The 19,964-nt window shown below is 62.6% G+C and carries 21 protein-coding genes; 10 read left to right on the forward strand and 11 right to left on the reverse strand.

Annotated features, from left to right (window positions below):
• The first annotated feature begins 33 nt into the window (after positions 1–33).
• The 6 genes from ABNP31_RS01415 (at position 34) to hisF (ending at position 4,997) form a co-directional block, all read left to right on the forward strand.
• Positions 34–1,695: an OFA family MFS transporter gene (locus ABNP31_RS01415; RefSeq protein WP_238067158.1), complete on the forward strand. Its 1,662-nt coding sequence runs from the start codon at positions 34–36 to the stop codon at positions 1,693–1,695.
• Positions 1,696–1,957: 262 nt separating this feature from the next.
• Positions 1,958–2,551, forward strand: coding sequence for an imidazoleglycerol-phosphate dehydratase HisB (gene hisB / locus ABNP31_RS01420; RefSeq protein ID WP_003255736.1), 594 nt, complete (start codon positions 1,958–1,960; stop codon positions 2,549–2,551).
• Positions 2,552–3,190 carry an imidazole glycerol phosphate synthase subunit HisH gene (gene hisH, locus ABNP31_RS01425; protein WP_025337371.1) on the forward strand — a complete coding sequence of 213 codons (639 nt, stop codon included), beginning with the start codon at positions 2,552–2,554 and terminating at the stop codon, positions 3,188–3,190. It begins immediately after the preceding gene.
• Positions 3,191–3,451: a DUF2164 domain-containing protein gene (locus tag ABNP31_RS01430; RefSeq protein WP_003257483.1), complete on the forward strand. Its 261-nt coding sequence runs from the start codon at positions 3,191–3,193 to the stop codon at positions 3,449–3,451.
• Between the two features lie 27 nt (positions 3,452–3,478).
• A complete protein-coding gene (hisA, locus tag ABNP31_RS01435) occupies positions 3,479–4,216 on the forward strand; it encodes a 1-(5-phosphoribosyl)-5-[(5-phosphoribosylamino)methylideneamino]imidazole-4-carboxamide isomerase (protein WP_003257484.1) in 738 nt (245 codons plus the stop codon).
• 10 nt (positions 4,217–4,226) lie between these two features.
• The gene (gene hisF, locus ABNP31_RS01440; protein WP_025337372.1) at positions 4,227–4,997 is read left to right on the forward strand and encodes an imidazole glycerol phosphate synthase subunit HisF; all 771 of its coding nucleotides are present in this window, start codon (positions 4,227–4,229) and stop codon (positions 4,995–4,997) included.
• 120 nt (positions 4,998–5,117) lie between these two features.
• Here the strand turns inward: hisF and choV are convergent, their stop codons facing one another.
• From choV to ABNP31_RS01455, 3 genes are all read right to left on the reverse strand, one after another.
• Positions 5,118–6,296 carry a choline ABC transporter ATP-binding protein gene (gene choV, locus ABNP31_RS01445; protein WP_025337373.1) on the reverse strand — a complete coding sequence of 393 codons (1,179 nt, stop codon included), beginning with the start codon at positions 6,294–6,296 and terminating at the stop codon, positions 5,118–5,120.
• Positions 6,293–7,141: a choline ABC transporter permease subunit gene (gene choW, locus ABNP31_RS01450; protein ID WP_169774667.1), complete on the reverse strand. Its 849-nt coding sequence runs from the start codon at positions 7,139–7,141 to the stop codon at positions 6,293–6,295. Before choW ends, choV begins: the two co-directional genes overlap by 4 nt.
• A gap of 81 nt (positions 7,142–7,222) precedes the next feature.
• Positions 7,223–8,170: a choline ABC transporter substrate-binding protein gene (locus tag ABNP31_RS01455; protein WP_085664137.1), complete on the reverse strand. Its 948-nt coding sequence runs from the start codon at positions 8,168–8,170 to the stop codon at positions 7,223–7,225.
• A 453-nt stretch (positions 8,171–8,623) separates the two neighbouring features.
• On the opposite strand from ABNP31_RS01455, the gene ABNP31_RS01460 reads away from it, so the two are divergent.
• Positions 8,624–10,000 carry an L-serine ammonia-lyase gene (locus ABNP31_RS01460; protein WP_350012922.1) on the forward strand — a complete coding sequence of 459 codons (1,377 nt, stop codon included), beginning with the start codon at positions 8,624–8,626 and terminating at the stop codon, positions 9,998–10,000.
• A 498-nt stretch (positions 10,001–10,498) separates the two neighbouring features.
• A complete protein-coding gene (locus ABNP31_RS01465) occupies positions 10,499–11,605 on the forward strand; it encodes a GlxA family transcriptional regulator (RefSeq protein WP_025337376.1) in 1,107 nt (368 codons plus the stop codon).
• A gap of 120 nt (positions 11,606–11,725) precedes the next feature.
• Here the strand turns inward: ABNP31_RS01465 and ABNP31_RS01470 are convergent, their stop codons facing one another.
• From ABNP31_RS01470 to choX, 5 genes are all read right to left on the reverse strand, one after another.
• Positions 11,726–11,983: a hypothetical protein gene (locus tag ABNP31_RS01470; RefSeq protein ID WP_003257487.1), complete on the reverse strand. Its 258-nt coding sequence runs from the start codon at positions 11,981–11,983 to the stop codon at positions 11,726–11,728.
• A 323-nt stretch (positions 11,984–12,306) separates the two neighbouring features.
• On the reverse strand, positions 12,307–12,783 hold the full coding sequence (locus ABNP31_RS01475; protein WP_085664136.1) for a thioesterase family protein: 477 nt from the start codon (positions 12,781–12,783) through the stop codon (positions 12,307–12,309).
• A gap of 10 nt (positions 12,784–12,793) precedes the next feature.
• Positions 12,794–13,759 (reverse strand): L-carnitine dehydrogenase, encoded by a 966-nt coding sequence (locus ABNP31_RS01480; protein WP_085664135.1) that lies wholly within the window; start codon positions 13,757–13,759, stop codon positions 12,794–12,796.
• An 18-nt stretch (positions 13,760–13,777) separates the two neighbouring features.
• Positions 13,778–14,662, reverse strand: a complete 885-nt coding sequence (locus ABNP31_RS01485) for a 3-keto-5-aminohexanoate cleavage protein (RefSeq protein ID WP_085664134.1) — start codon at positions 14,660–14,662, stop codon at positions 13,778–13,780.
• A 121-nt stretch (positions 14,663–14,783) separates the two neighbouring features.
• Positions 14,784–15,728 carry a choline ABC transporter substrate-binding protein gene (gene choX / locus ABNP31_RS01490; protein WP_350012923.1) on the reverse strand — a complete coding sequence of 315 codons (945 nt, stop codon included), beginning with the start codon at positions 15,726–15,728 and terminating at the stop codon, positions 14,784–14,786.
• 147 nt (positions 15,729–15,875) lie between these two features.
• Between choX and ABNP31_RS01495 the strand changes: the two genes are divergently transcribed.
• Entirely contained in the window at positions 15,876–16,838 is a 963-nt protein-coding gene (locus tag ABNP31_RS01495) for a GlxA family transcriptional regulator (protein ID WP_085618407.1), read from the forward strand.
• On the opposite strand, the gene ABNP31_RS01500 is transcribed toward ABNP31_RS01495, so the two are convergent.
• The 3 genes from ABNP31_RS01500 to ABNP31_RS01510 form a co-directional block, all read right to left on the reverse strand.
• Positions 16,829–17,380 carry a hypothetical protein gene (locus ABNP31_RS01500; protein WP_075044353.1) on the reverse strand — a complete coding sequence of 184 codons (552 nt, stop codon included), beginning with the start codon at positions 17,378–17,380 and terminating at the stop codon, positions 16,829–16,831. The two genes, ABNP31_RS01495 and ABNP31_RS01500, sit on opposite strands and share 10 nt — an antisense overlap.
• A gap of 66 nt (positions 17,381–17,446) precedes the next feature.
• Complete coding sequence (locus ABNP31_RS01505; protein WP_080958440.1) at positions 17,447–18,163, reverse strand: hypothetical protein; 717 nt, start codon at positions 18,161–18,163, stop codon at positions 17,447–17,449.
• A 115-nt stretch (positions 18,164–18,278) separates the two neighbouring features.
• Positions 18,279–18,680, reverse strand: a complete 402-nt coding sequence (locus ABNP31_RS01510; protein ID WP_085664132.1) for a lysozyme inhibitor LprI family protein — start codon at positions 18,678–18,680, stop codon at positions 18,279–18,281.
• Between the two features lie 287 nt (positions 18,681–18,967).
• Here ABNP31_RS01510 and ABNP31_RS01515 point away from each other — a divergent pair, with 287 nt between their 5' ends.
• Complete coding sequence (locus tag ABNP31_RS01515; RefSeq protein WP_003257506.1) at positions 18,968–19,945, forward strand: dipeptidase; 978 nt, start codon at positions 18,968–18,970, stop codon at positions 19,943–19,945.
• The last annotated feature ends 19 nt before the right edge of the window (positions 19,946–19,964 follow it).

Here is a 19,964-nt window from a genome sequence, read left to right on the forward strand (position 1 = left end):
GCCTGCACCCTCCCTATAAGAAGGATCTGATTCATGAGCAGTACCGTCGCGGCGGGGACCTTGGCCAGTGCGCCAGGCTTCCTGTCGAAGGAGCGCATCATCGCCCGTCCGGGCTTCAACCGCTGGCTGGTCCCCCCGGCCGCCCTGGCCATCCACCTGTGCATCGGCATGGCCTATGGCTTCTCGGTGTTCTGGCTGCCGCTGTCGCAAGCCCTCGGCATCACCGCCCCGGTTGCCTGCGCTGCGGACATGGGCTTCATGGCCCGTATGTTCAGCGCCGAATGCGATTGGCCGATTTCCATGCTGAGCTGGATCTACACCCTGTTCTTCGTCTTCCTCGGTTGCTCGGCGGCTGTGCTGGGTGGCTGGCTGGAACACGCCGGCCCCCGCAAGGCCGGCCTGGTGTCGGCGCTGTGCTGGTGCGGCGGCATGCTGATTTCGGCGATTGGCGTGAAAACCCATCAGCTGTGGCTGATGTGGCTGGGTTCCGGCGTAATCGGCGGTATCGGCCTGGGCCTGGGCTACATCTCGCCGGTGTCGACCCTGATCAAGTGGTTCCCGGACAAGCGCGGCATGGCCACCGGCATGGCGATCATGGGCTTCGGTGGTGGGGCCATGGTCGGTGCACCGCTGGCCACCGCGCTGATGGGCCATTTCGGCAATGCGCAGGAAGTGGGCGTGTGGCAGAGCTTCGTCGTCATGGCGGCGATCTACTTCGTGTTCATGACCGCCGGTGCCCTGGCGTATCGCGTACCGCCGACCGGCTGGAAGCCAGAAGGCTGGAGCGCCCCGGTGAAGAAAGCTGGCAACACCATGGTCACCGACCGCCACGTGCACGTCAGCGTGGCCTGGAAGACCCCGCAGTTCGCCTTGATCTGGTTGGTGCTGTGCCTGAACGTGTCGGCGGGTATCGGCATCCTCGGCATGGCTTCGCCGTTGCTGCAGGAAGTGTTCGCCGGCAAGCTGCTGGGCAACGGGCTGAGCTTCAGCGAGCTGAACAGCGCCCAGCTGGCGCAGATTGCCGCGATTGCCGCCGGCTTCACCGGCCTGCTGAGCCTGTTCAACATCGGCGGGCGGTTCTTCTGGGCGTCGTTCTCGGACTACATTGGCCGCAAGAACACCTATTTCGCCTTCTTCGCCCTGGGCGTGGGCTTGTACAGCCTGGTGCCGAACATGGGGCACCTGGGTAACGTGGCGCTGTTCGTGGCGGCGTTCTGCATCATTCTGTCGATGTACGGTGGTGGTTTTGCCACGGTACCGGCCTACCTGGCCGACCTGTTCGGCACGCAGATGGTCGGCGCCATTCATGGTCGCCTGCTGACCGCCTGGGCGGCGGCCGGGGTGCTGGGACCGGTGCTTATCACCTACCTGCGCGAGTACCAGTTGGCGGCCGGGGTGGAGCGTGCGGCTGCTTATGACATGACCCTTTACATCCTCGCCGGCCTGCTGGTGCTGGGCTTTGTCTGCAACATGCTGGTGCGACCAGTGGCCGACAAGCATTTCATGAGCGATGCCGAACTGGCTGCCGAGCGGGCGTTGAGCCATGACAAGGGCTCCGACGGGGCGCGCTCGCTGGAGTGGAAGGCGGCGCCGGGTAGCCTGCCGCTGGTGCTGCTGGCCTGGGCGGTGGTGGTCGTGCCGTTGGCCTGGGGCGTTTGGATTACCCTACAGAAGACGGCTGTGCTGTTCCATTGATTGGGGGCGCTTTGCGCCCCATCGCGACACAAGGCCGCTCCTAGATCTGTCCCCGTTTTCTCTGCGAACGCGGTCCCCTGTAGGAGCGGCCTTGTGTCGCGATGGGCTGCAAAGCAGCCCCAAGCCATGCGGTTGTATAGACCTGTAACGGTATCCAACCTGCGTAATTCCTCGTTCTGCCATATGTCATCCGCGTTTCAAGCCGGCGCGTTCTAGGCCTATAATGAAGCCCTTTTCGCCTAATGATTTTGCGGAGCTGGTGATGGTCGAACGTAAGGCTTCCGTCGAGCGCAATACCCTGGAAACCCAGGTCAAGTGCTCGATCAACCTCGATGGCAGTGGCAAGGCCCGATTCGATATCGGTGTGCCTTTCCTTGAACACATGCTGGACCAGATTGCCCGCCATGGGCTGATCGATCTGGATATCGAGTGCAAGGGTGACACGCATATCGACGATCACCATACCGTCGAAGACGTCGGCATCACCCTGGGCATGGCATTCGCCCAGGCCATCGGTGACAAGAAGGGCATCTTCCGCTACGGCCACGCCTATGTGCCGCTGGACGAAGCGCTGTCGCGCGTGGTCATCGACTTCTCCGGTCGCCCGGGCCTGCAGATGCACGTGCCGTACACCCGCGCCAGCGTCGGTGGCTTCGATGTCGACCTGTTCCAGGAGTTCTTCCAGGGCTTCGTCAACCACGCCCTGGTGACCCTGCACATCGACAACCTGCGTGGCCACAACACCCACCACCAGATCGAGACCGTGTTCAAGGCTTTCGGCCGCGCCCTGCGCATGGCCATTACCCTCGACGAGCGCATGGCCGGGCAGATGCCATCCACCAAAGGGTGCCTGTAAATGCAGACGGTAGCCGTAATCGACTATGGCATGGGCAACCTGCACTCGGTGGCCAAGGCGCTCGAGCATGTAGGGGCCGGTAAGGTGCTGGTCACCAGCGATGCCACGGTCATCCGCGAAGCCGACCGCGTGGTATTCCCGGGTGTGGGCGCGATTCGCGACTGCATGGCCGAAATCCGCCGCCTGGGCTTCGACAGCCTGGTGCGCGAAGTCAGCCAGGACCGCCCGTTCCTCGGCATTTGCGTGGGTATGCAGGCACTGCTCGACCACAGCGAAGAAAACGACGGTGTCGACTGCATCGGCATGTTCCCCGGCCAGGTGCGCTTCTTCGGCAAAGACCTGCAGGAAGACGGCGAGCACCTGAAGGTGCCGCACATGGGCTGGAACGAAGTCGGCCAGACCAACGACCACCCGCTGTGGCACGACATCCCCGACCGTGCGCGGTTCTACTTCGTGCACAGCTACTACATCAATGCCGGCAAGCCGGCCCAGGTGGTCGGCCGCGGCCATTACGGTGTCGATTTCGCCGCTGCGCTGGCCGATGGCTCGCGCTTTGCCGTGCAGTTCCACCCGGAGAAGAGCCATACCCATGGCCTGCAGCTGCTGCAGAACTTCGTCGCCTGGGACGGGCGCTGGTAAATGAGCAGGTCGAAGACCAAGGCCCCGGTCATCACCCTGGCCCCCGAGCAGGAGCGCGAAGCGCTGCACACGCTCAAGCGCTTCCTCGAAGACCGTTTCGAGCTGGAGCTGGGGTCGTTCGAAGTGGCCGAAGTCCTCGAGCTGTTCAGCAAAGAAATTGCACCCCTTTACTACAACAGGGCGATTGCCGATGTTCAGCTGCACCTCAAGGAGCGGTTCGAGAGCATCGAAAGCGATCTGTGGGCGCTCGAGAAGCCCTGAAAACCCAAGAACAGACAGGTTCCCAAGATGCTGATTATCCCCGCTATCGATCTGAAGGACGGTGCTTGCGTGCGCCTGCGCCAGGGCCGCATGGAAGACTCCACGGTATTTTCCGACGACCCGGTGAGCATGGCCGCCAAGTGGGTCGAGGGTGGCTGCCGCCGCCTGCACCTGGTTGACCTCAACGGCGCCTTCGAAGGCCAGCCGGTCAACGGTGAAGTGGTCACCGCCATTGCCAAGCGCTACCCGACCCTGCCGATCCAGATCGGCGGTGGCATCCGCTCGCTGGAAACCATCGAGCACTACGTCAAGGCTGGCGTCAGCTACGTGATCATCGGCACCAAGGCGGTCAAGCAGCCGGAGTTCGTCGCCGAAGCGTGCAAGGCCTTCCCGGGCAAGGTCATCGTTGGCCTGGACGCCAAGGACGGCTTCGTCGCCACCGACGGCTGGGCTGAAGTGAGCTCGGTGCAGGTCATCGACCTGGCCAAGCGTTTCGAGGCCGATGGCGTCTCGGCGATCGTCTACACCGACATCGCCAAGGACGGCATGATGCAAGGCTGCAACGTGCCGTTCACCAAGGCGCTGGCAGAAGCTACCTCGATCCCGGTGATCGCCTCGGGCGGCATCCACAACCTGGGCGACATCAAGGCCCTGCTGGACGCCAAGGCCCCGGGCATCATCGGCGCCATCACCGGCCGTGCCATCTACGAAGGCACCCTCGATGTCGCCGAGGCCCAGGCCTTCTGCGACAACTACCAAGGCTGAGGACTGAACCATGGCACTGGCCAAGCGCATCATCCCTTGCCTGGACGTGGACAACGGCCGGGTGGTCAAGGGCGTCAAGTTCGAGAACATCCGTGATGCCGGCGACCCGGTGGAAATCGCCCGTCGCTACGACGAGCAAGGTGCCGACGAAATCACCTTCCTCGACATCACCGCCAGCGTCGACGGCCGCGACACCACCCTGCATACCGTCGAGCGCATGGCCAGCCAGGTGTTCATCCCACTGACCGTGGGCGGTGGCGTGCGCACCGTGCAGGACATCCGCAATCTGCTCAATGCCGGTGCCGACAAGGTCTCGATCAACACGGCCGCGGTGTTCAACCCGGAGTTTGTCGGCGAGGCAGCGGACCGTTTCGGTTCGCAGTGCATCGTTGTCGCCATCGACGCCAAGAAGGTGTCCGGGCCGGGTGAACAGCCGCGTTGGGAGATTTTCACCCACGGCGGGCGCAAGCCGACCGGGCTGGATGCCGTTGAATGGGCGAAGAAGATGGAAGGCCTGGGGGCCGGCGAGATCCTGCTGACCAGCATGGACCAGGACGGCATGAAGAACGGCTTCGACCTGGGTGTTACCCGTGCGATCAGTGATGCGCTGGGTATTCCGGTGATTGCCTCGGGCGGGGTGGGTAACCTGCAGCACCTGGCTGACGGCATTCTGGAAGGGCACGCCAGTGCGGTGCTGGCGGCCAGTATCTTCCACTTTGGTGAGTACACGGTGCCGGAAGCCAAGGCCTACATGGCTTCGCGCGGGATCGTCGTTCGCTGATCCATTGTCGGGAGGGCTTTGCCCTCCTTTCGCGACACAAGGCCGCTCCTACAGGGATACGCGTTCCCCTGTAGGAGCGGCCTTGTGTCGCGAAAGGGCCGCAACGCGGCCCCAATGGCATCAACCGTGGTTCTTGCCGAGCAGCGCGTGATACAGCTCGCTGTCGCCCAGAATCCCCACCACCTTGTCATTTTCCTGCAGCACCAGCTTGTTCCCGGTCTGGTAACGAATCTGCAGCGCATCACGCATGCCGATATCCGCGTGCACCAGGGTCGGCCTGCGGCCCAGCCCTTCCACCGACTGCCCCGGCGCCCAGTTCTGCATCTCCAGCCCGTTCTGCCCCTGGCGTGCGCGCTTGATCGAGTTGCCTTCGCCCAGGTCCAGCCACGAATCGCCACCCGGGTCCAGGCACACCGAACCATTCACCCGCTTGCAGTTGTCCAGGCTGCGCATCAGGCTGCGCCCGCACAGCACGTTCAGCGGGTTGGTGTGGGCGACGAAGGTACGCACATACTCGTCGGCCGGGTTGAGCACGATCTCTTCCGGCTTGCTGTACTGGATGATCCGCCCGTCCTTCATGATGGCGATGCGGCTACCCAGCTTCAGCGCTTCGTCCAGGTCGTGGCTGACGAACACGATGGTCTTGCTCAGCTTGGCCTGCAGGCCAAGCAACTCGTCCTGCAGGCCCTGGCGGATCAGCGGGTCCAGTGCCGAGAACGGTTCGTCCATCAGCAGGATGTCGGCATCCATCGCCAGCGCCCGGGCCAGGCCCACGCGCTGCTGCATGCCGCCAGACAGTTCGTCCGGCTTCTTGTTGCGCCACTGGGTCAGGCCCACCAGCTCGAGCTTCTCGTCGACCAGCTTGCGCCGTTCCTTCTCGGGGCGGCCCTGCATTTCCAGGCCAAAGCTGATGTTCTCGCGCACCGTCAGCCAGGGCATCAGGGCGAATTTCTGGAACACCATGGCAATGCGCTTGGTGCGCATCATCTTCAGCTCGGCGGGGGTGCAGTGGGCAATGTCGATGTGCTTGCCTTCGTGCTCGACGAACAGCTTGCCGCGGCTGACGGTGTTCAGGCCGTTGATGCAGCGCAGCAAGCTCGACTTGCCAGAACCGGACAGGCCCATCAGCACGCAGATCTCGCCCTTCTGGATATCCAGGTTGGCTTTTTCGACACCCACCACCAGGCCGGTCTGCTTGAGGATCTGCTCGCGGGTCTGGCCCTGGTCGAGCAGGGCCAGCGCTTCGCGCGGCTTGTTGGAGAAGATGACGTCGACGTCTTCGAAACGAATGATGCTCATGCTTCACCCCTTACCGGCAGGTCCGGTTGCTTGCAGATACGGTCGAGCATGATCGCCAGCAGCACGATCGCCAGGCCCGCTTCGAAGCCCAGGGAAATATCGGCGGTGTTCAGTGCGTTGACCACAGGTTTGCCCAGGCCGTCAGCGCCGACCAGGGCGGCAATCACCACCATCGACAGCGACAGCATGATGCACTGGGTAACGCCGGCGGCGATGCTTGGCATCGCGTGCGGCAGTTCGATACGGGTGAGCAGCTGGCGCCGCGAGCAGCCAAAGGCCTTGCCGGCGTCCATCAGCTCCTGCGGGACGTCGCAGATGCCCAGATAGGTGAGACGGATCGGCGCGGCGATGGCGAACACCACCGTCGAGATCAGCCCCGGCACCACACCGAGGCCGAACAGGGTCAGGGTGGGGATCAGGTAGACGAAGGTAGGTACCGTCTGCATCAGGTCGAGTACCGGGCGCATGGCGGTATAGAACATCGGTTTGTGCGCGGCGACGATGCCCAGTGGCACGCCGATGGCCACGCAAACCACTGTGGCGAAGGTGACCTGCGCCAGGGTTTCCATGGTTTCCTGCCAGTAACCCAGGTTGAGGATCAGCAGGAACGACAGGGCAACGAATGCGGTCAGCGCCCACTTGCGCTGGATGAAATGCGCCAGGGCGGCGAACAGAGCGATGAGCACGAACGGATTGAAGAAAGTCAGGGCACTGGTGACGCCATGGATCATGAACTCCAGGCCTTGCGCGATGGCGTCGAAGTAATTCGCGCCGTTCTGGGTCAGCCACTCGACGAACGACGCGATGTACTGGCCCAGGGGTATTTTCTGATCGATAAGCATGATAGCGAGCTTCCACCTGCATAGATTGAAATCAACCCGGGGCAGGCACGGGCCTGCCCCGAGGTAGCGCTATTGCGTATTTCGTTACTGCGTCAGCTTGGCCTTGGCCGCCTCAAGGCCGGGTTTGCCATCCACGGTGGTTACGCCGGCCAGCCAGGCATCCAGTTTGCCAGGGTTGTCCTTGAGCCACTTCTTGGCCGCCGCCTCGGGTTTCATCTTGTCGTCCAGGACATAGCCCATCATGGTGCTTTCATCCTTGAGCTCGAACGACAGGTTCTTCAACAGCTGGCCAACGTTGCTGCATTCCTGCACATAGCCCTTGCGGGTGTTGGTCAATACGGTCGCCTTGCCGAAGTCGGGGCCGAAGAACTCGTCCCCGCCGGTCAGGTACTGCATCTTGAAGCGGGTGTTCATCGGGTGCGGTTCCCAGCCGAGGAACACCAGCGCATCGCCGCGTTTCTGCGCGCGGTCGACCTGCGACAGCATGCCGGCCTCGCTGGACTGGACGATCTTGAAGCCGGCGTCCTTCAGGCCGAAGGCGTTCTTGTCGATCATGCTCTGGATGGTGCGGTTGCCATCGTTGCCGGGCTCGATGCCGTAGATCTTGCTGTCGAGTTCTTTCTTGAACTTGGGAATGTCGCTGAAATCCTTCAGGCCCTTGTCATACAGCGCCTGGGGCACGGCCAGGGTGTACTTGGCGTTTTCCAGGTTGGCGCGCACTGTTTCTACAGTACCGGCGTCGCGGTACTGCTTGATGTCGTTCTCCATGGTCGGCATCCAGTTGCCGAGAAACACGTCCAGGTCCTTGCCGGTGGCCAGCGACTTGTAGGTCACCGGTACCGAGATCATGGTGGTGTGGGTCTTGTAACCCAGTGCTTCGAGCACAACGCTGGCGGTCGCGGTGGTTACCGTGATGTCGGTCCAGCCGACATCCGAGAACCGTACCGTCTGACATTGCTCGGGTTCGGCGGCCTGGGCCAGCAAAGGCGCGGACAGCAACGCAACCAGCAACAGCGAGGGTGAACCTTTCATGGATGGACTCCTGTGATTTTGTCTTCGGGTTCGCGTGGGTCGCCGGGCTTTCTCAGGGTCCGGTCGACCAGGCCTGCAGAGGGCAGGATGCGTGGCCGTGCTTTACGAGTCGCTTTCGATAATCCTCCAGCGCTGGGCAATCGCCTACTGGTGGGGTCGTAACCAGTACGGAACGGGTCGTATCCAGTATGGGCGATGTCGCTTATGGATTTTTCCACCCCCTCAGCCGCATTTTTACGTCACCAGGCCGCCGGAAAGCGGCGTGGCGAGGGCAGCTCCCCGGTAAAAAACAGCGCGGCGCTGCTGGACAAAAGTACGTCGGTTGCAGACGGCGAGGGGGTTGGTAAAAGCCCGATGATGCGTGCATTCAAGGCGGCCCGCTGCTTCAGCCTAGCAGCTGCCCCGCCCTGCGCATGGCGCGCAGAGACAAGCCCAGCAAGAGGTGATTCGACAATGGCCATCAGCGTGTTCGACCTGTTCAAGATCGGTGTCGGGCCCTCCAGCTCCCACACCGTCGGCCCCATGCGTGCTGGCGCCCTGTTCGTTCAGGGCCTGCGCGAACGCGGCGAGCTGGAACGTGTGAAGCGGATCGAAGTGCGCCTGTATGGCTCGCTGTCGGCCACGGGTGTGGGGCATGGCACCGACAATGCCACCATCATGGGCCTGATGGGTGAATGGCCTGACGCCATCGACCCGACCCAGATCGCACCGCGTATCGCCGACTTGCGCGAAACCAACACCTTGCAGCTGGACAGCCGCCTGCCCATCGAATTCGTCTGGGCCCGAGACATGCTGCTGCTGGACGAGAACCTGCCGTACCACCCCAACGCGATGACCCTGATTGCCGAAGGCGAGCAGGGCGAGCTGCACCGCGACACCTACTACTCGGTCGGTGGCGGCTTCGTGGTCGATGCCGCCCAGGCCGCCAGCGGTGTGCTGGATGCTGACCAGACGGTGCTGCCGTACGACTTCAACAGCGCCGCCGAACTGCTGCGCCTGTGCAAGCAAAACGACCTCAGCGTGTCGCAATTGATGATGGCCAACGAGAAGGTCTGGCGCAGCGAGGAAGAGATCCGCGCCGGCCTGCACAAGCTCTGGGAAGCCATGCAGGAATGCGTCAACAACGGCCTGAAGTACGAAGGCACGCTGCCCGGCGGGTTGAACGTGCGCCGCCGCGCCGCAAAGCTGCACCGCAGCCTGCAGGAAATCGGCAAGCCCAACGTGATCGGCTCGACCATGAGCGCCATGGAGTGGGTCAACCTGTTCGCCCTGGCGGTCAACGAAGAGAACGCCGCCGGCGGGCGCATGGTTACCGCGCCGACCAACGGTGCGGCGGGCATCATCCCGGCAGTGTTGCACTATTACATGCGCTTCAGCGATGCGGTGGACGATTCCAGCGTGGTCGATTTCTTCCTCGGTGCTGCCGCGGTGGGCATCCTGTGCAAGAAGAACGCGTCGATCTCCGGTGCCGAAGTGGGTTGCCAGGGTGAAGTCGGTTCGGCTTGCGCCATGGCTGCGGCGGGCCTTGCCGAAGTGCTGGGTGCGACCCCGCCACAGGTGGAGAATGCTGCCGAGATCGCCCTGGAGCACAACCTGGGCCTGACCTGCGACCCGGTCGGCGGATTGGTGCAGGTGCCGTGCATCGAGCGCAACGCGATTGCCGCGGTAAAGGCCATCAACGCGGTGCAGATGGCCCTGCGGGGTGATGGCGAGCACTTCATTTCCCTCGACCAGGTGATCCGCACCATGCGCGATACCGGGGCCGACATGCACGACAAGTACAAAGAGACCTCGCGCGGTGGTTTGGCAGTCAGCGCGATCGAGTGCTGATAGCTTGATCTGACCTCAAGGGCCCCTTCGCGGGCACGCCCGCTCCCACAGGAACTGTGCAATCCCTGTGGGAGCGGGCGTGCCCGCGAAGGGGCCCTTGAGATTGAAACAGGTGCAGTACGCAAGCCAATGCCCCTTTATGGTGCAGTACGACGCATACCGATCGTCGGGTGTCGTTATCAGTGTGGGCGTTGTCGGTGACACTCATGAGTGTCGTTTCTGGGCATCCTACACTGCGCATGTCACCAAATTGCTCAGCCGTTACACGCACAGCGCCTAGCACGCCAGTTCCACGAAGATTGGCCAACTCGATCAAAGCACCTGATTTGCCTGACAAAGGCGTCGTTTTCAGGTTTTTTTGGATAGCCGTTCAATTTCAGGCACGGCGTTTGCGTTGAGATTGGCACCAAGGCCCCTGCACATGAACCGGGGCCATACATAACAAGAAATCAGTGCTCGCCTGAGGCACACCCTGCATTTGTGTGAGGAGAAATCGCGATGACGTCGTACACCTCCGGGAACCCAACCCAGAACCGCACAGCCCCCCAGTCCATCGGGTTTCTCCTACTGGACAATTTCACCCTCATTTCCCTGGCATCGGCCGTCGAGCCGCTGCGCATGGCCAACCAGCTGTCCGGCCGCGAGCTGTACCGCTGGCACACCCTCACCGCCGATGGTGGACAGGTGTGGGCCAGCGATGGCTTGCAGATAACCCCTGACGCCGCCATGCACAGTGCGCCCCCCATCGATACCGTGATTGTCTGTGGCGGCGTGGGCATCCAGCGCAGCGTTACCCGCGAGCATGTCACCTGGTTGCAAACCCAGGCCCGTCAGTCGCGCCGTCTGGGCGCGGTATGTACCGGTAGCTGGGCCTTGGCCTGTGCCGGGCTGCTGGATGGTTTCGATTGCAGCGTGCACTGGGAATGCCTGGCGGCCATGCAGGAGGCCTACCCGCGGGTCAACATGAGCACCCGCCTGTTCACCCTCGACCGTAACCGCTTCACCAGCTCCGGCGGCACTGCGCCGCTGGACATGATGCTGCACCTGATCAGCCGCGACCACGGCCGTGAACTGTCGGCTGCGATTTCCGAAATGTTCGTCTACGAGCGCATCCGCAACGAGCAGGATCACCAGCGCGTGCCGCTCAAGCACATGCTTGGCACCAACCAGCCGAAGCTGCAGGAAATCGTCGCGCTGATGGAGGCCAACCTCGAAGAGCCGATCGACCTGGATGAACTGGCGGTATACGTGTCGGTATCGCGCCGGCAGCTCGAGCGCCTGTTCCAGAAGTACCTGCACTGTTCGCCGTCGCGTTACTACCTGAAGCTGCGCCTGATCCGCGCCCGGCAGCTGCTGAAGCAGACGCCGATGTCGATCATCGAAGTGGCGTCGGTGTGCGGCTTCGTGTCTACCCCGCACTTCTCCAAGTGCTACCGCGAATACTTCGGCATTCCGCCGCGTGACGAGCGCGTGGGCTCCAACACCGCACAGCAGGTGGCGATGATGCCGATCCCGCAGGCCATGACCCTGTCGCCGCACAGCGGGCCGATGGCGGCCCTGAGCCAGGCGCGCAACGAGTCGACCTTTGCCAGTGTAAGGCTCTGAAACGGAGCCGGCCTCTTCGCGGGCTTGCCCGCTCCCACAGGAGATGCACAGTGTTTGAAATCTGTGCAATCCCTGTGGGAGCGGGCAAGCCCGCGAAGAGGCCGGTGCAGGAAAACTCTGTCAGCCGCGCTTGTTGAACTGCGCCAACGCCGGCAACAGCTGTTTGTCGATGGCCTGGCGCACCGCCGGCAGGATCGTCGCGCTACCGGTATACATCTGCTCCACCATCCCCTTCAGCGCCCGTGCATTGGGCTCGGTCAGCCCACGCACCACCGCTTCGCACGCCTGCTCGGCAGTAGCGCCGGCCGGAATCTCGAACCCGCGCGCGCGCAGGTGGCCTGCCAGATCGTCCTGGTCAATCAAATCCGCATGCATCATGGCTGTTGTCCCTTTTATCGCTAAGAGAGTGCTGCTGTGATTTACGACCGATTCTGTGACGCCGGCGACATGCCCGCAACAACAGAATGGCGCCATGGCTGCTTTGGCTAAGAACAGGTCGTTCCCGGCTAAATCCACCTGCCGGGAAGTGAGCAAACTCAAGCCATCTACCGCAACGGAGGGTTTGGTCACCCTCGTTCGTGCACAGTGGATGTTGCTCGCTCTTGGCCCCGGATGCTCACGGCTTTCCGGGGTTATTTTTTGCCTGAATACATGACCTGTGGGAGCGGGCGTGCCCGCTCCCACAGGTTATGTGTTACTGCTCAGTTTGGCGTAGGCAGGGCTATCACCCGGCCGACGAACTCAGCCGAGGGCACATCCTGCTGCTCATCCACCAACCCTTGCAGCAACCCGACACTACGCTCACTGAACGGCGCCGACTTCGGCCCTGTCAGGTCCACATGCAGCAGCATCTGCTCACTGGCCGCCAGCGCTTCGTCGAACCCTGCCCGGTGCAGGCTGTGGTAGACATGCAGGCGCTTGCGATCGAAGCCGATGATCTGTGTCTGCACCCACACCTCGCTACCCAGCTTCACTTCGTGCAGGTAGTTGATGTGCGCCTCCAGGGTGAACAGCGAGTTACCGCTCTGGCCGCGACTGTCGGCATCCAGGCCGATGCGCTCCATCAGCGCGTCGGTGGCGTAGCTGAAGATCAGTAGGTAGAAGGCATCGCGCAGGTGCCCGTTGTAGTCGACCCAGTCCTCCTGGACTGGGGTGCGGTAGGTGATCAGTGCGGGCATCGCGGTCTCCTCAGTCGCCGAAAGCCATACCGTGCTTGGCCTTGCTGGTCTTCACCGCTTCCAGCACTGCCAACAGGGTGTCATCACGATAGCGCTCCAGCGCGGCGATGCTGCGGTCGCCCAGTTGCTCGGAAGTGCCTTCGACCACATCGTCGATCAGCTTGTCGGTCAGCTCTGGTGCCGGCAGGTAAGTCCACGGCAGCTGCAGCGCCGGGCCGAACTGGGCCATGAAGTGACGCATGCCTGCGTCACCACCGGCCAGGGTGTAGGTGAGGAACGTGCCCATGAACGACCAGCGCAGGCCGGCGCCGAAGCGGATGGCATCGTCGATTTCGCCGGTGCTGGCCACGCCGTCGTTGACCAGGTGCAGGGCCTCGCGCCACAGGGCTTCGAGCAGGCGGTCGGCGATGAACCCGGGCACTTCCTTGCGAACATGCAGCGGGCGCATGCCCAGGGCGGTGTAGATGGTCCTGGCAGCTTCAATGGCCTCGGGGGTGGTGCGCTTGCCGCCGACGATTTCTACCAGCGGCAGCAGGTACACCGGGTTGAACGGGTGGCCTACCACGCAGCGCTCGGGGTGGGTGGCCGATTCGTAGAACTCGCTGGGCAGCAGGCCCGAGGTGCTTGAACCGATGATCGCGTCGGGTTTGGCGGCAGCGCTGATCTTTGCGTGCAGGTCGAGTTTCAGGTCCAGGCGTTCAGGGGCGCTTTCCTGGATGAAATCGGCATCGCGGACGCATTCCTCGATGGTGGCGACGAACTTCAGGCGGTCTTGTGAGGCGCCTGGTGCCAGGCCTTGCTTTTCCAATGCCGGCCAGGCGTTGGCGATGCGCTTGCGCAACGCCTGCTCGGCGCCTGGCGCCGGGTCCCAGGCGACCACGTCCAGCCCGTGGGCCAGGGCGCGCGCGACCCAGCCGCTGCCGATCACGCCACTACCCAGGGCGGCGAAGGTCTTGATCTCGGTGATGAAGGTCATGTTGGGCTCCTGAAAGTGTCAGCGGCGTTTGAGGTTCATCTTTTCCCGGCCTTCGGCCGGGGTCAGTACACGGGCGCCAAGGCGCGAAATGATCTCTACCGCGCGCTCGACCAACTGGCCGTTGCTGGCCAGCACGCCACGGTCCAGGTACAGGTTGTCCTCCAGGCCCACCCGCACGTTGCCGCCCAGTAGCACGGCCTGGGCGGCCATCGGCATCTGCATGCGGCCGATGCCGAACCCGGCCCAGGTGACGTTGGCCGGCAGGTTGTCGACCATCGCCTTCATGGTGGTGGTATCGGCCGGCGCGCCCCACGGGATGCCCAGGCAAAGCTGGAACAGTGGGTCGTCGAGCAGGCCTTCCTTCATCATCTGCTTGGCGAACCACAGGTGGCCGGTGTCGAAGATTTCCAGCTCGGCTTTTACCCCCAGCTCGGTAATGCGCTTGGCGCCGGCGCGCAGTTGTGCCGGGGTGGAGACATAGATCGAGTTACCGTCGCCGAAGTTGAGGGTGCCGCAGTCGAGGGTGCAGATTTCCGGCAGCAGCGCTTCGACGTGGGCCAGGCGCTCCAGTGGGCCGATCAGGTCGGTACCCGCGCCGAATTCCAGCGGTGTTTCACCTGGGCCGATTTCCAAGTCGCCACCCATGCCCGCGGTAAGGTTGACGATGATGTCCACGTCGGCTTCGCGGATGCGTTCCATGACTTCGCGATACAGCGCCACGTCACGGCTGAAGCGGCCGGTTTGTGGGTCGCGCACGTGGCAGTGGACCACGGTGGCGCCGGCTTTGGCGGCCTCTACGGCAGAATCGGCGATCTGCTTGGGGGTGACTGGAACAAGGTGGCTTTTCGAGGCGGTGTCGCCGGCGCCGGTGAGGGCGCAGGTGATGATGACGTCGTGGTTCATGGCGGGGTTCCTTGTGGTGTCTGGTGGCCTTTTCGCGGGTAAACCCGCTCCCACAGGGGACGATGTTGCCCCTGGCATGTGCATGACTTGTGGGAGCGGGTTTACCCGCGAATGGGCCGGATCAGTTGGCAGTGAGGCTGAGGTTGTCGGCAGCCGGCTTGCCATCGAAGGTGGTCACACCCTCCAGCCAGCGGGCCTTGTCCTCGGGGTGGTCCTTGAGCCACTGGCGGGCCGACTCCAGTGCATCCTTGTGGTCGAGCAGCGGCTGCATCATGCGGCTCTCGTCCTCGGCGCTGAAGTTCAGGTTGGCCAGCAGGCGGTGGGCATTGGGGCAGCGTTCGGCGTAGTCCGGCGCGGTCACCGTCCACACTGTCGCGCGGCCTTCGTCAGGGCCCAGGGCGCCCTGGCTGTCGCCCAGGTAGACCATGTCGATATTCACGTTCATCGGGTGCGGCGCCCAGCCAAAGAACACCACGGCTTCGTTGCGCCGCACCGCGCGATCGACGGCGGCGAGCATGCCGGCCTCGCTGGACTCGACCAGCTGGAACTTGCCCAGGCCGAACTGGTTCTTGGCGATCATCGCCTTGATCTGGGTGTTGGCGCCGGAACCCGGTTCGATGCCGTAGATTTTCCCGCCCAGTTCCTTTTCGAACTTGTGGATGTCGGCGAAGGTCTTCAGGCCCTTGTCGGCCAGGTACTTGGGCACCGCCAGGGTGGCGCGGGCGTCTTCCAGGCTGGGTTTGTCGAGCACCTTGACCTGCTTGGCGTCGACGAACGGGGTGATGGTCTGGGTCATGATCGGGTTCCAGTAACCCAGGAACATGTCCAGGCGTTTGTCGCGGATGCCGGCGAAGATGATCTGCTGCGAGGCGCTGGTCTGTTTGGTCTGGTAGCCAAGGCCATCGAGCAGCACCTGGGCCATGGCGCTGGTGGCGATGACGTCGGTCCAGTTGACCACGCCCAGACGGACGTTCTTGCAGGCCGCAGGCTCGGCGGCGAATAGTGGGGAAGTGGCGATGCTGCTCAGGGCAAGGGTCAACAGGCTGCGGCGGATCAAGCTGTGCATGGTGGCTCTCCATCGGCAGTGCATATTGTTATTGGGGTTCGACCTCTCTGGGTCGTATGAAGAAGCTACGCTGCTGTCAGGGTGGAAAATCGCACCCTGGCGACCAACATTTGCACGGAGGCGACCACCTTTGCCGTGGAGCATGCAATGCCGCAAATCATTCACTTCCTGTTGTTGCCCGGGTTCTCGGCCATGGGTTTCATCAGTGCCCTGGAGCCACTGCGGGTGGCCAATCGTTTCAAGGGCCCACTGTATCGCTGGCAGGTGTTGAGCCTGGACGGCGGGGCGGTGCAGGCCAGCAATGGCATGTCGGTGAACGCCGATGCGGCGCTGGGGGCGGGCGAACCTGGTGGCATCCTGCTGATCGTCGCCGGTTTCGAGCCATTGGCCTGTTACGGGCCGGCGCTGCAGCAGGCGCTACGCCGCCTGGATCATGAGGGGGTTGTTCTGGGTGGCATCGATACTGGCGCGGTGGTACTGGCCGAGGCCGGCCTGCTCGACGGCCACCGCGCCACCGTGCACTGGGAGGCGCTGGAGGCGTTCAAGGAGAATTACCCGAGCCTGCAGGCCACACAGGAACTGTTCGAAATCGACCGACGGCGCATCACCTGTGCGGGCGGCACTGCCTCGATCGACCTGATGCTCGACCTGATTGCGCAATCCCATGGCAGCGAGCTGGCGGTGCAGGTTTCGGAGCAATTCGTGTTGGGCCGTATTCGGCCGCGGCAGGATCATCAGCGGATGCAGATCGCCTCTCGCTATGGCATCAGCAACCGCAAGCTGGTGCAGGTGATCGGCGAGATGGAAAAGCATACCGAGCCACCATTGAGCACATTGGAGCTGGCCGCCCGTGCCATGATCACCAGGCGTCAGCTGGAGCGCTTGTTTCGTTTGTACCTGAATGATACGCCCAGTGGCTTCTATCTTGACCTGCGTCTGGACAAGGCACGTCAGCTGCTGTGTCAGACGCAGATGAGCATCACGCAGGTCAGCGTTGCATGTGGTTTCGAGCTGCCGTCGTACTTCACCCGCCGGTACAAAAGACGCTTTGGGCGCTGTCCGCGTGAAGAACGTCAGGCGCTCAAGCCACAGCTGCCGGATCAGAACTGATCGAGGTCAGAAAGCGCCTGGAGGCGGTTTTCGACCTGTACTCGCCGTGCTTCGAAAGCCCGGGCGTCGAGTTTCGCGCCCATGTGGTCCAGTTGCAGGGCAAGGCGTGTACGTGGGGCATCCGGGTCGGTCGAACAGCACAGGTTGAAGACGATCGCCAGCGGGCTGCCGCTGTCATCCAGGTCAAATTCGATGCGCAGGTGCGAGCTGGCCGAAGTGCTGCGCAGCAGGGCGAGGTCTGGCTGTTTCAAGCCATTAAGTATGTCGTTGGCAACCCGCTCGAACTTGAGGTTGCGACGCTGGGGCGCTGGAATCCAGCCGTTGAAGACGTCTTGAAACACAGCATCCGTGGGTACGCAGTTGATGCTTTTCGTTGTCCGTTCGATCAGTTCGACACCGCTGTTTTCCAGGCCCTGCAGAAAACGGTTGAACCAGCGCTGGCCATCCTGTTGGCGATCGTGAACCTGGTTGGCCTCCAGTTGCGCCAGGCGCAGGCAGGCATGAAGGTCTTCCCAGGGTTGGTTGGCAGGTTTGGTGGGCATGCTTGTGGCCCTCGCTGCAGGCGTAGGAAGGGGAACCTGGCGCCGCTATGCGGCGCCAGGTGCAGGTCAGATGTCCAGCGCCAGGATGTCGAACGCCTGGCTGGCCAGCTTCATCCTGACGGCTTCGCGCATGGCGTCGAAGTGGCGAACACTGAACGAGCCCTGCTGCGAGGCCCGGTATACGCGGGTGTTGGACTTGTCGATGATGCGGCCAGCGGAGCCTGCGGTTTTTTCAGCCTTGTCATAGCTCAGCTGAACGCTGGTCATGTGCATGATCGGCAGGCCTTGAGGTGTCATCTCGCAGGCCGAAATCTGAATGGTGCTGGATTTGCCCGAAACGCTCACGCTGCTTTCTTCGAGCAGTTGCTGTGCCTTCGGCGTTTGCACGATCACTTCGAAGGAGCGTTTTACGCAGCGGCTCAGGCGGTGGCTGGCGCCGATCTGGACGGTGACGATCTGAGGCACCAGGGTGGCCAGCGTGTGGGTGTCCTTGTCGATTGCTTCTTCGACATGGGCGGCGCCGGTCAGCGTCCAGCCGAACTTGCCCAGGCCGTCGTTGTAGAAGTTGTACCACTCGCGCTGCTGGGTTTCCTTGTCGAACTTCTTGTTCGCCGACAGGTTCATCAGGCGCATGCCATCGAGCACGTCTTCGGCAACGCTGGCGGGTACATCCGGGGCAAAGATGCAGACGGTGTTGGCTACCATGACGGCGCGTTCTTCGCCTTCTTTCTTCAGGGCGGCAATGGCGCTGTTCATGTCGGTCTTGCTGATAGTGGAGGTCATGTCTTGGTTTCCGATCGAGTTCATCATCGGCACCTCGGGTGAGGCGCCGGGGACGCACTTTGGTTCGGATCGTCAAGACAGATAAGCCGAAAGCCTTTCCTGCCGAGGAACTCCCTTACTGCTGGCCGATGGACTGCAGGTACTCAGAGCGGTCATCGCTGCGCTGTGCCACGCAAGTGTTCCACGCCGCTTCGAACGCCTTGCTGCCCGGCTTCTCGGCGTAGGTTTCGACCTTGCAGTCGGCATCGCGCAGTTGCGCCCACAGTTTTTCGGCCGCCTCCATGCGCCCGGCCAGCGCATCTGCCTTGTCGCCTTCGTCGGCGTACTGGTCGCGAATGCGCTGTATCAGGTCGTCATACGCCGACTTCAGTTCACGCTCGGCCGTCTGCTTGTTGAACGCCGCGCAAGCGAATGTCTGCTGGTCGGTCTCGACGTTGTCGCACGGGGTGCTTTCTTCCTCGCCGGCCTGGGCGCCCGATACGACAGCCAGCAATACCAGCCATGCCATTGATTTCATCCGTTTTCTCCTCAACAAGGCTGACGAATCGGCTGGATTCTCGCTCAGCCGCCGACAAGACGATAGCTCCCTGAAGAAATGTTCATGAAACGGCCGGAAATGTCGTTATCGAGACTGTCTCTCATCGCCAGACGGCGCGCCAGAGGGCGCGATGTCGCGCATTGACGCTTTCGGCAAACCCCCTGTCGTTTTTGCATCGGGGCGCCTTTGGGCACAGGCATATGCTGGCCCCAAAGCGCCGGCAATAAGGTTTGGCGCAAACCCATTCAATAAAAGGGGACAGCCTGATGAGCCCAGCCGAACTTCACGCCGACAGCATCGTCATCGACGGCCTGATCATTGCCAAATGGAACCGCGAGCTGTTCGAGGACATGCGCAAAGGCGGGCTGACTGCGGCCAACTGCACGGTGTCGGTCTGGGAAGGCTTCAAGGCTACCGTCGACAACATCGCCGCCAGCCAGAAGCTGATCCGCGATAACAGCGACCTGGTGATGCCGGTACGCACCACCGCCGACATCCGCAAGGCCAAGGAACTGGGCAAGACCGGCATCCTCTTCGGCTTCCAGAACGCCCACGCCTTCGAAGACCAGATCGCCTACGTCGACGTGTTCAAGCAGCTGGGCGTGGGCATCGTGCAGATGTGCTACAACACCCAGAACCTGGTCGGCACCGGCTGCTACGAGCGTGACGGCGGCCTGTCGGGCTTCGGCCGCGAGATCGTTGCCGAAATGAACCGCGTCGGCATCATGTGCGACCTGTCCCACGTCGGCTCCAAGACCTCCGAAGAAGTCATCCTCGAATCGAAAAAGCCGGTCTGCTACTCGCACTGTCTGCCTTCGGGCCTGAAGGAACACCCGCGCAACAAGTCGGACGAAGAGCTGAAGTTCATCGCCGACCACGGCGGTTTCGTCGGCGTGACCATGTTCGCGCCGTTCCTGGCCAAGGGCATCGACTCGACCATCGACGATTACGCCGAAGCCATCGAGTACACCATGAACATCGTCGGTGAGGACGCCATCGGTATCGGTACCGACTTCACCCAGGGCCACGGCCAGGACTTCTTCGAGTACCTGACCCACGACAAGGGCTACGCCCGTCGCCTGACCAACTTCGGCAAGATCATCAACCCGCTGGGCATCCGCACTGTGGGCGAATTCCCCAACCTCACCGAAACCTTGCTCAAGCGCGGCCACTCCGAGCGCGTGGTGCGCAAGATCATGGGTGAGAACTGGGTCAACGTCCTCAAGGACGTGTGGGGCGAGTAAGCCGCTCTCCAAGCCTGAA

This window comes from Pseudomonas asiatica, from assembly GCF_040214835.1.
Lineage (GTDB): Bacteria > Pseudomonadota > Gammaproteobacteria > Pseudomonadales > Pseudomonadaceae > Aquipseudomonas > Aquipseudomonas putida_Z.

Excerpts from the sequence above, each read along its gene's own strand:
- ABNP31_RS01465 (WP_025337376.1), top strand. The coding sequence starts at position 10,499 with ATGACGTCGTACACCTCCGGGAACCCAACCCAGAACCGCACAGCCCCC.
- ABNP31_RS01500 (WP_075044353.1), bottom strand. The coding sequence starts at position 17,380 with ATGCCCACCAAACCTGCCAACCAACCCTGGGAAGACCTTCATGCCTGC.
- choV (WP_025337373.1), bottom strand. The coding sequence starts at position 6,296 with ATGAGCATCATTCGTTTCGAAGACGTCGACGTCATCTTCTCCAACAAG.
- ABNP31_RS01415 (WP_238067158.1), top strand. The coding sequence starts at position 34 with ATGAGCAGTACCGTCGCGGCGGGGACCTTGGCCAGTGCGCCAGGCTTC.
- ABNP31_RS01430 (WP_003257483.1), top strand. The coding sequence starts at position 3,191 with ATGAGCAGGTCGAAGACCAAGGCCCCGGTCATCACCCTGGCCCCCGAG.
- ABNP31_RS01515 (WP_003257506.1), top strand. The coding sequence starts at position 18,968 with ATGAGCCCAGCCGAACTTCACGCCGACAGCATCGTCATCGACGGCCTG.
- choX (WP_350012923.1), bottom strand. The coding sequence starts at position 15,728 with ATGCACAGCTTGATCCGCCGCAGCCTGTTGACCCTTGCCCTGAGCAGC.
- ABNP31_RS01470 (WP_003257487.1), bottom strand. The coding sequence starts at position 11,983 with ATGATGCATGCGGATTTGATTGACCAGGACGATCTGGCAGGCCACCTG.
- ABNP31_RS01495 (WP_085618407.1), top strand. The coding sequence starts at position 15,876 with ATGCCGCAAATCATTCACTTCCTGTTGTTGCCCGGGTTCTCGGCCATG.
- ABNP31_RS01505 (WP_080958440.1), bottom strand. The coding sequence starts at position 18,163 with ATGACCTCCACTATCAGCAAGACCGACATGAACAGCGCCATTGCCGCC.
- hisA (WP_003257484.1), top strand. The coding sequence starts at position 3,479 with ATGCTGATTATCCCCGCTATCGATCTGAAGGACGGTGCTTGCGTGCGC.
- ABNP31_RS01510 (WP_085664132.1), bottom strand. The coding sequence starts at position 18,680 with ATGAAATCAATGGCATGGCTGGTATTGCTGGCTGTCGTATCGGGCGCC.
- ABNP31_RS01475 (WP_085664136.1), bottom strand. The coding sequence starts at position 12,783 with ATGCCCGCACTGATCACCTACCGCACCCCAGTCCAGGAGGACTGGGTC.
- ABNP31_RS01480 (WP_085664135.1), bottom strand. The coding sequence starts at position 13,759 with ATGACCTTCATCACCGAGATCAAGACCTTCGCCGCCCTGGGTAGTGGC.
- hisF (WP_025337372.1), top strand. The coding sequence starts at position 4,227 with ATGGCACTGGCCAAGCGCATCATCCCTTGCCTGGACGTGGACAACGGC.
- ABNP31_RS01460 (WP_350012922.1), top strand. The coding sequence starts at position 8,624 with ATGGCCATCAGCGTGTTCGACCTGTTCAAGATCGGTGTCGGGCCCTCC.
- ABNP31_RS01455 (WP_085664137.1), bottom strand. The coding sequence starts at position 8,170 with ATGAAAGGTTCACCCTCGCTGTTGCTGGTTGCGTTGCTGTCCGCGCCT.
- ABNP31_RS01485 (WP_085664134.1), bottom strand. The coding sequence starts at position 14,662 with ATGAACCACGACGTCATCATCACCTGCGCCCTCACCGGCGCCGGCGAC.
- hisB (WP_003255736.1), top strand. The coding sequence starts at position 1,958 with ATGGTCGAACGTAAGGCTTCCGTCGAGCGCAATACCCTGGAAACCCAG.
- hisH (WP_025337371.1), top strand. The coding sequence starts at position 2,552 with ATGCAGACGGTAGCCGTAATCGACTATGGCATGGGCAACCTGCACTCG.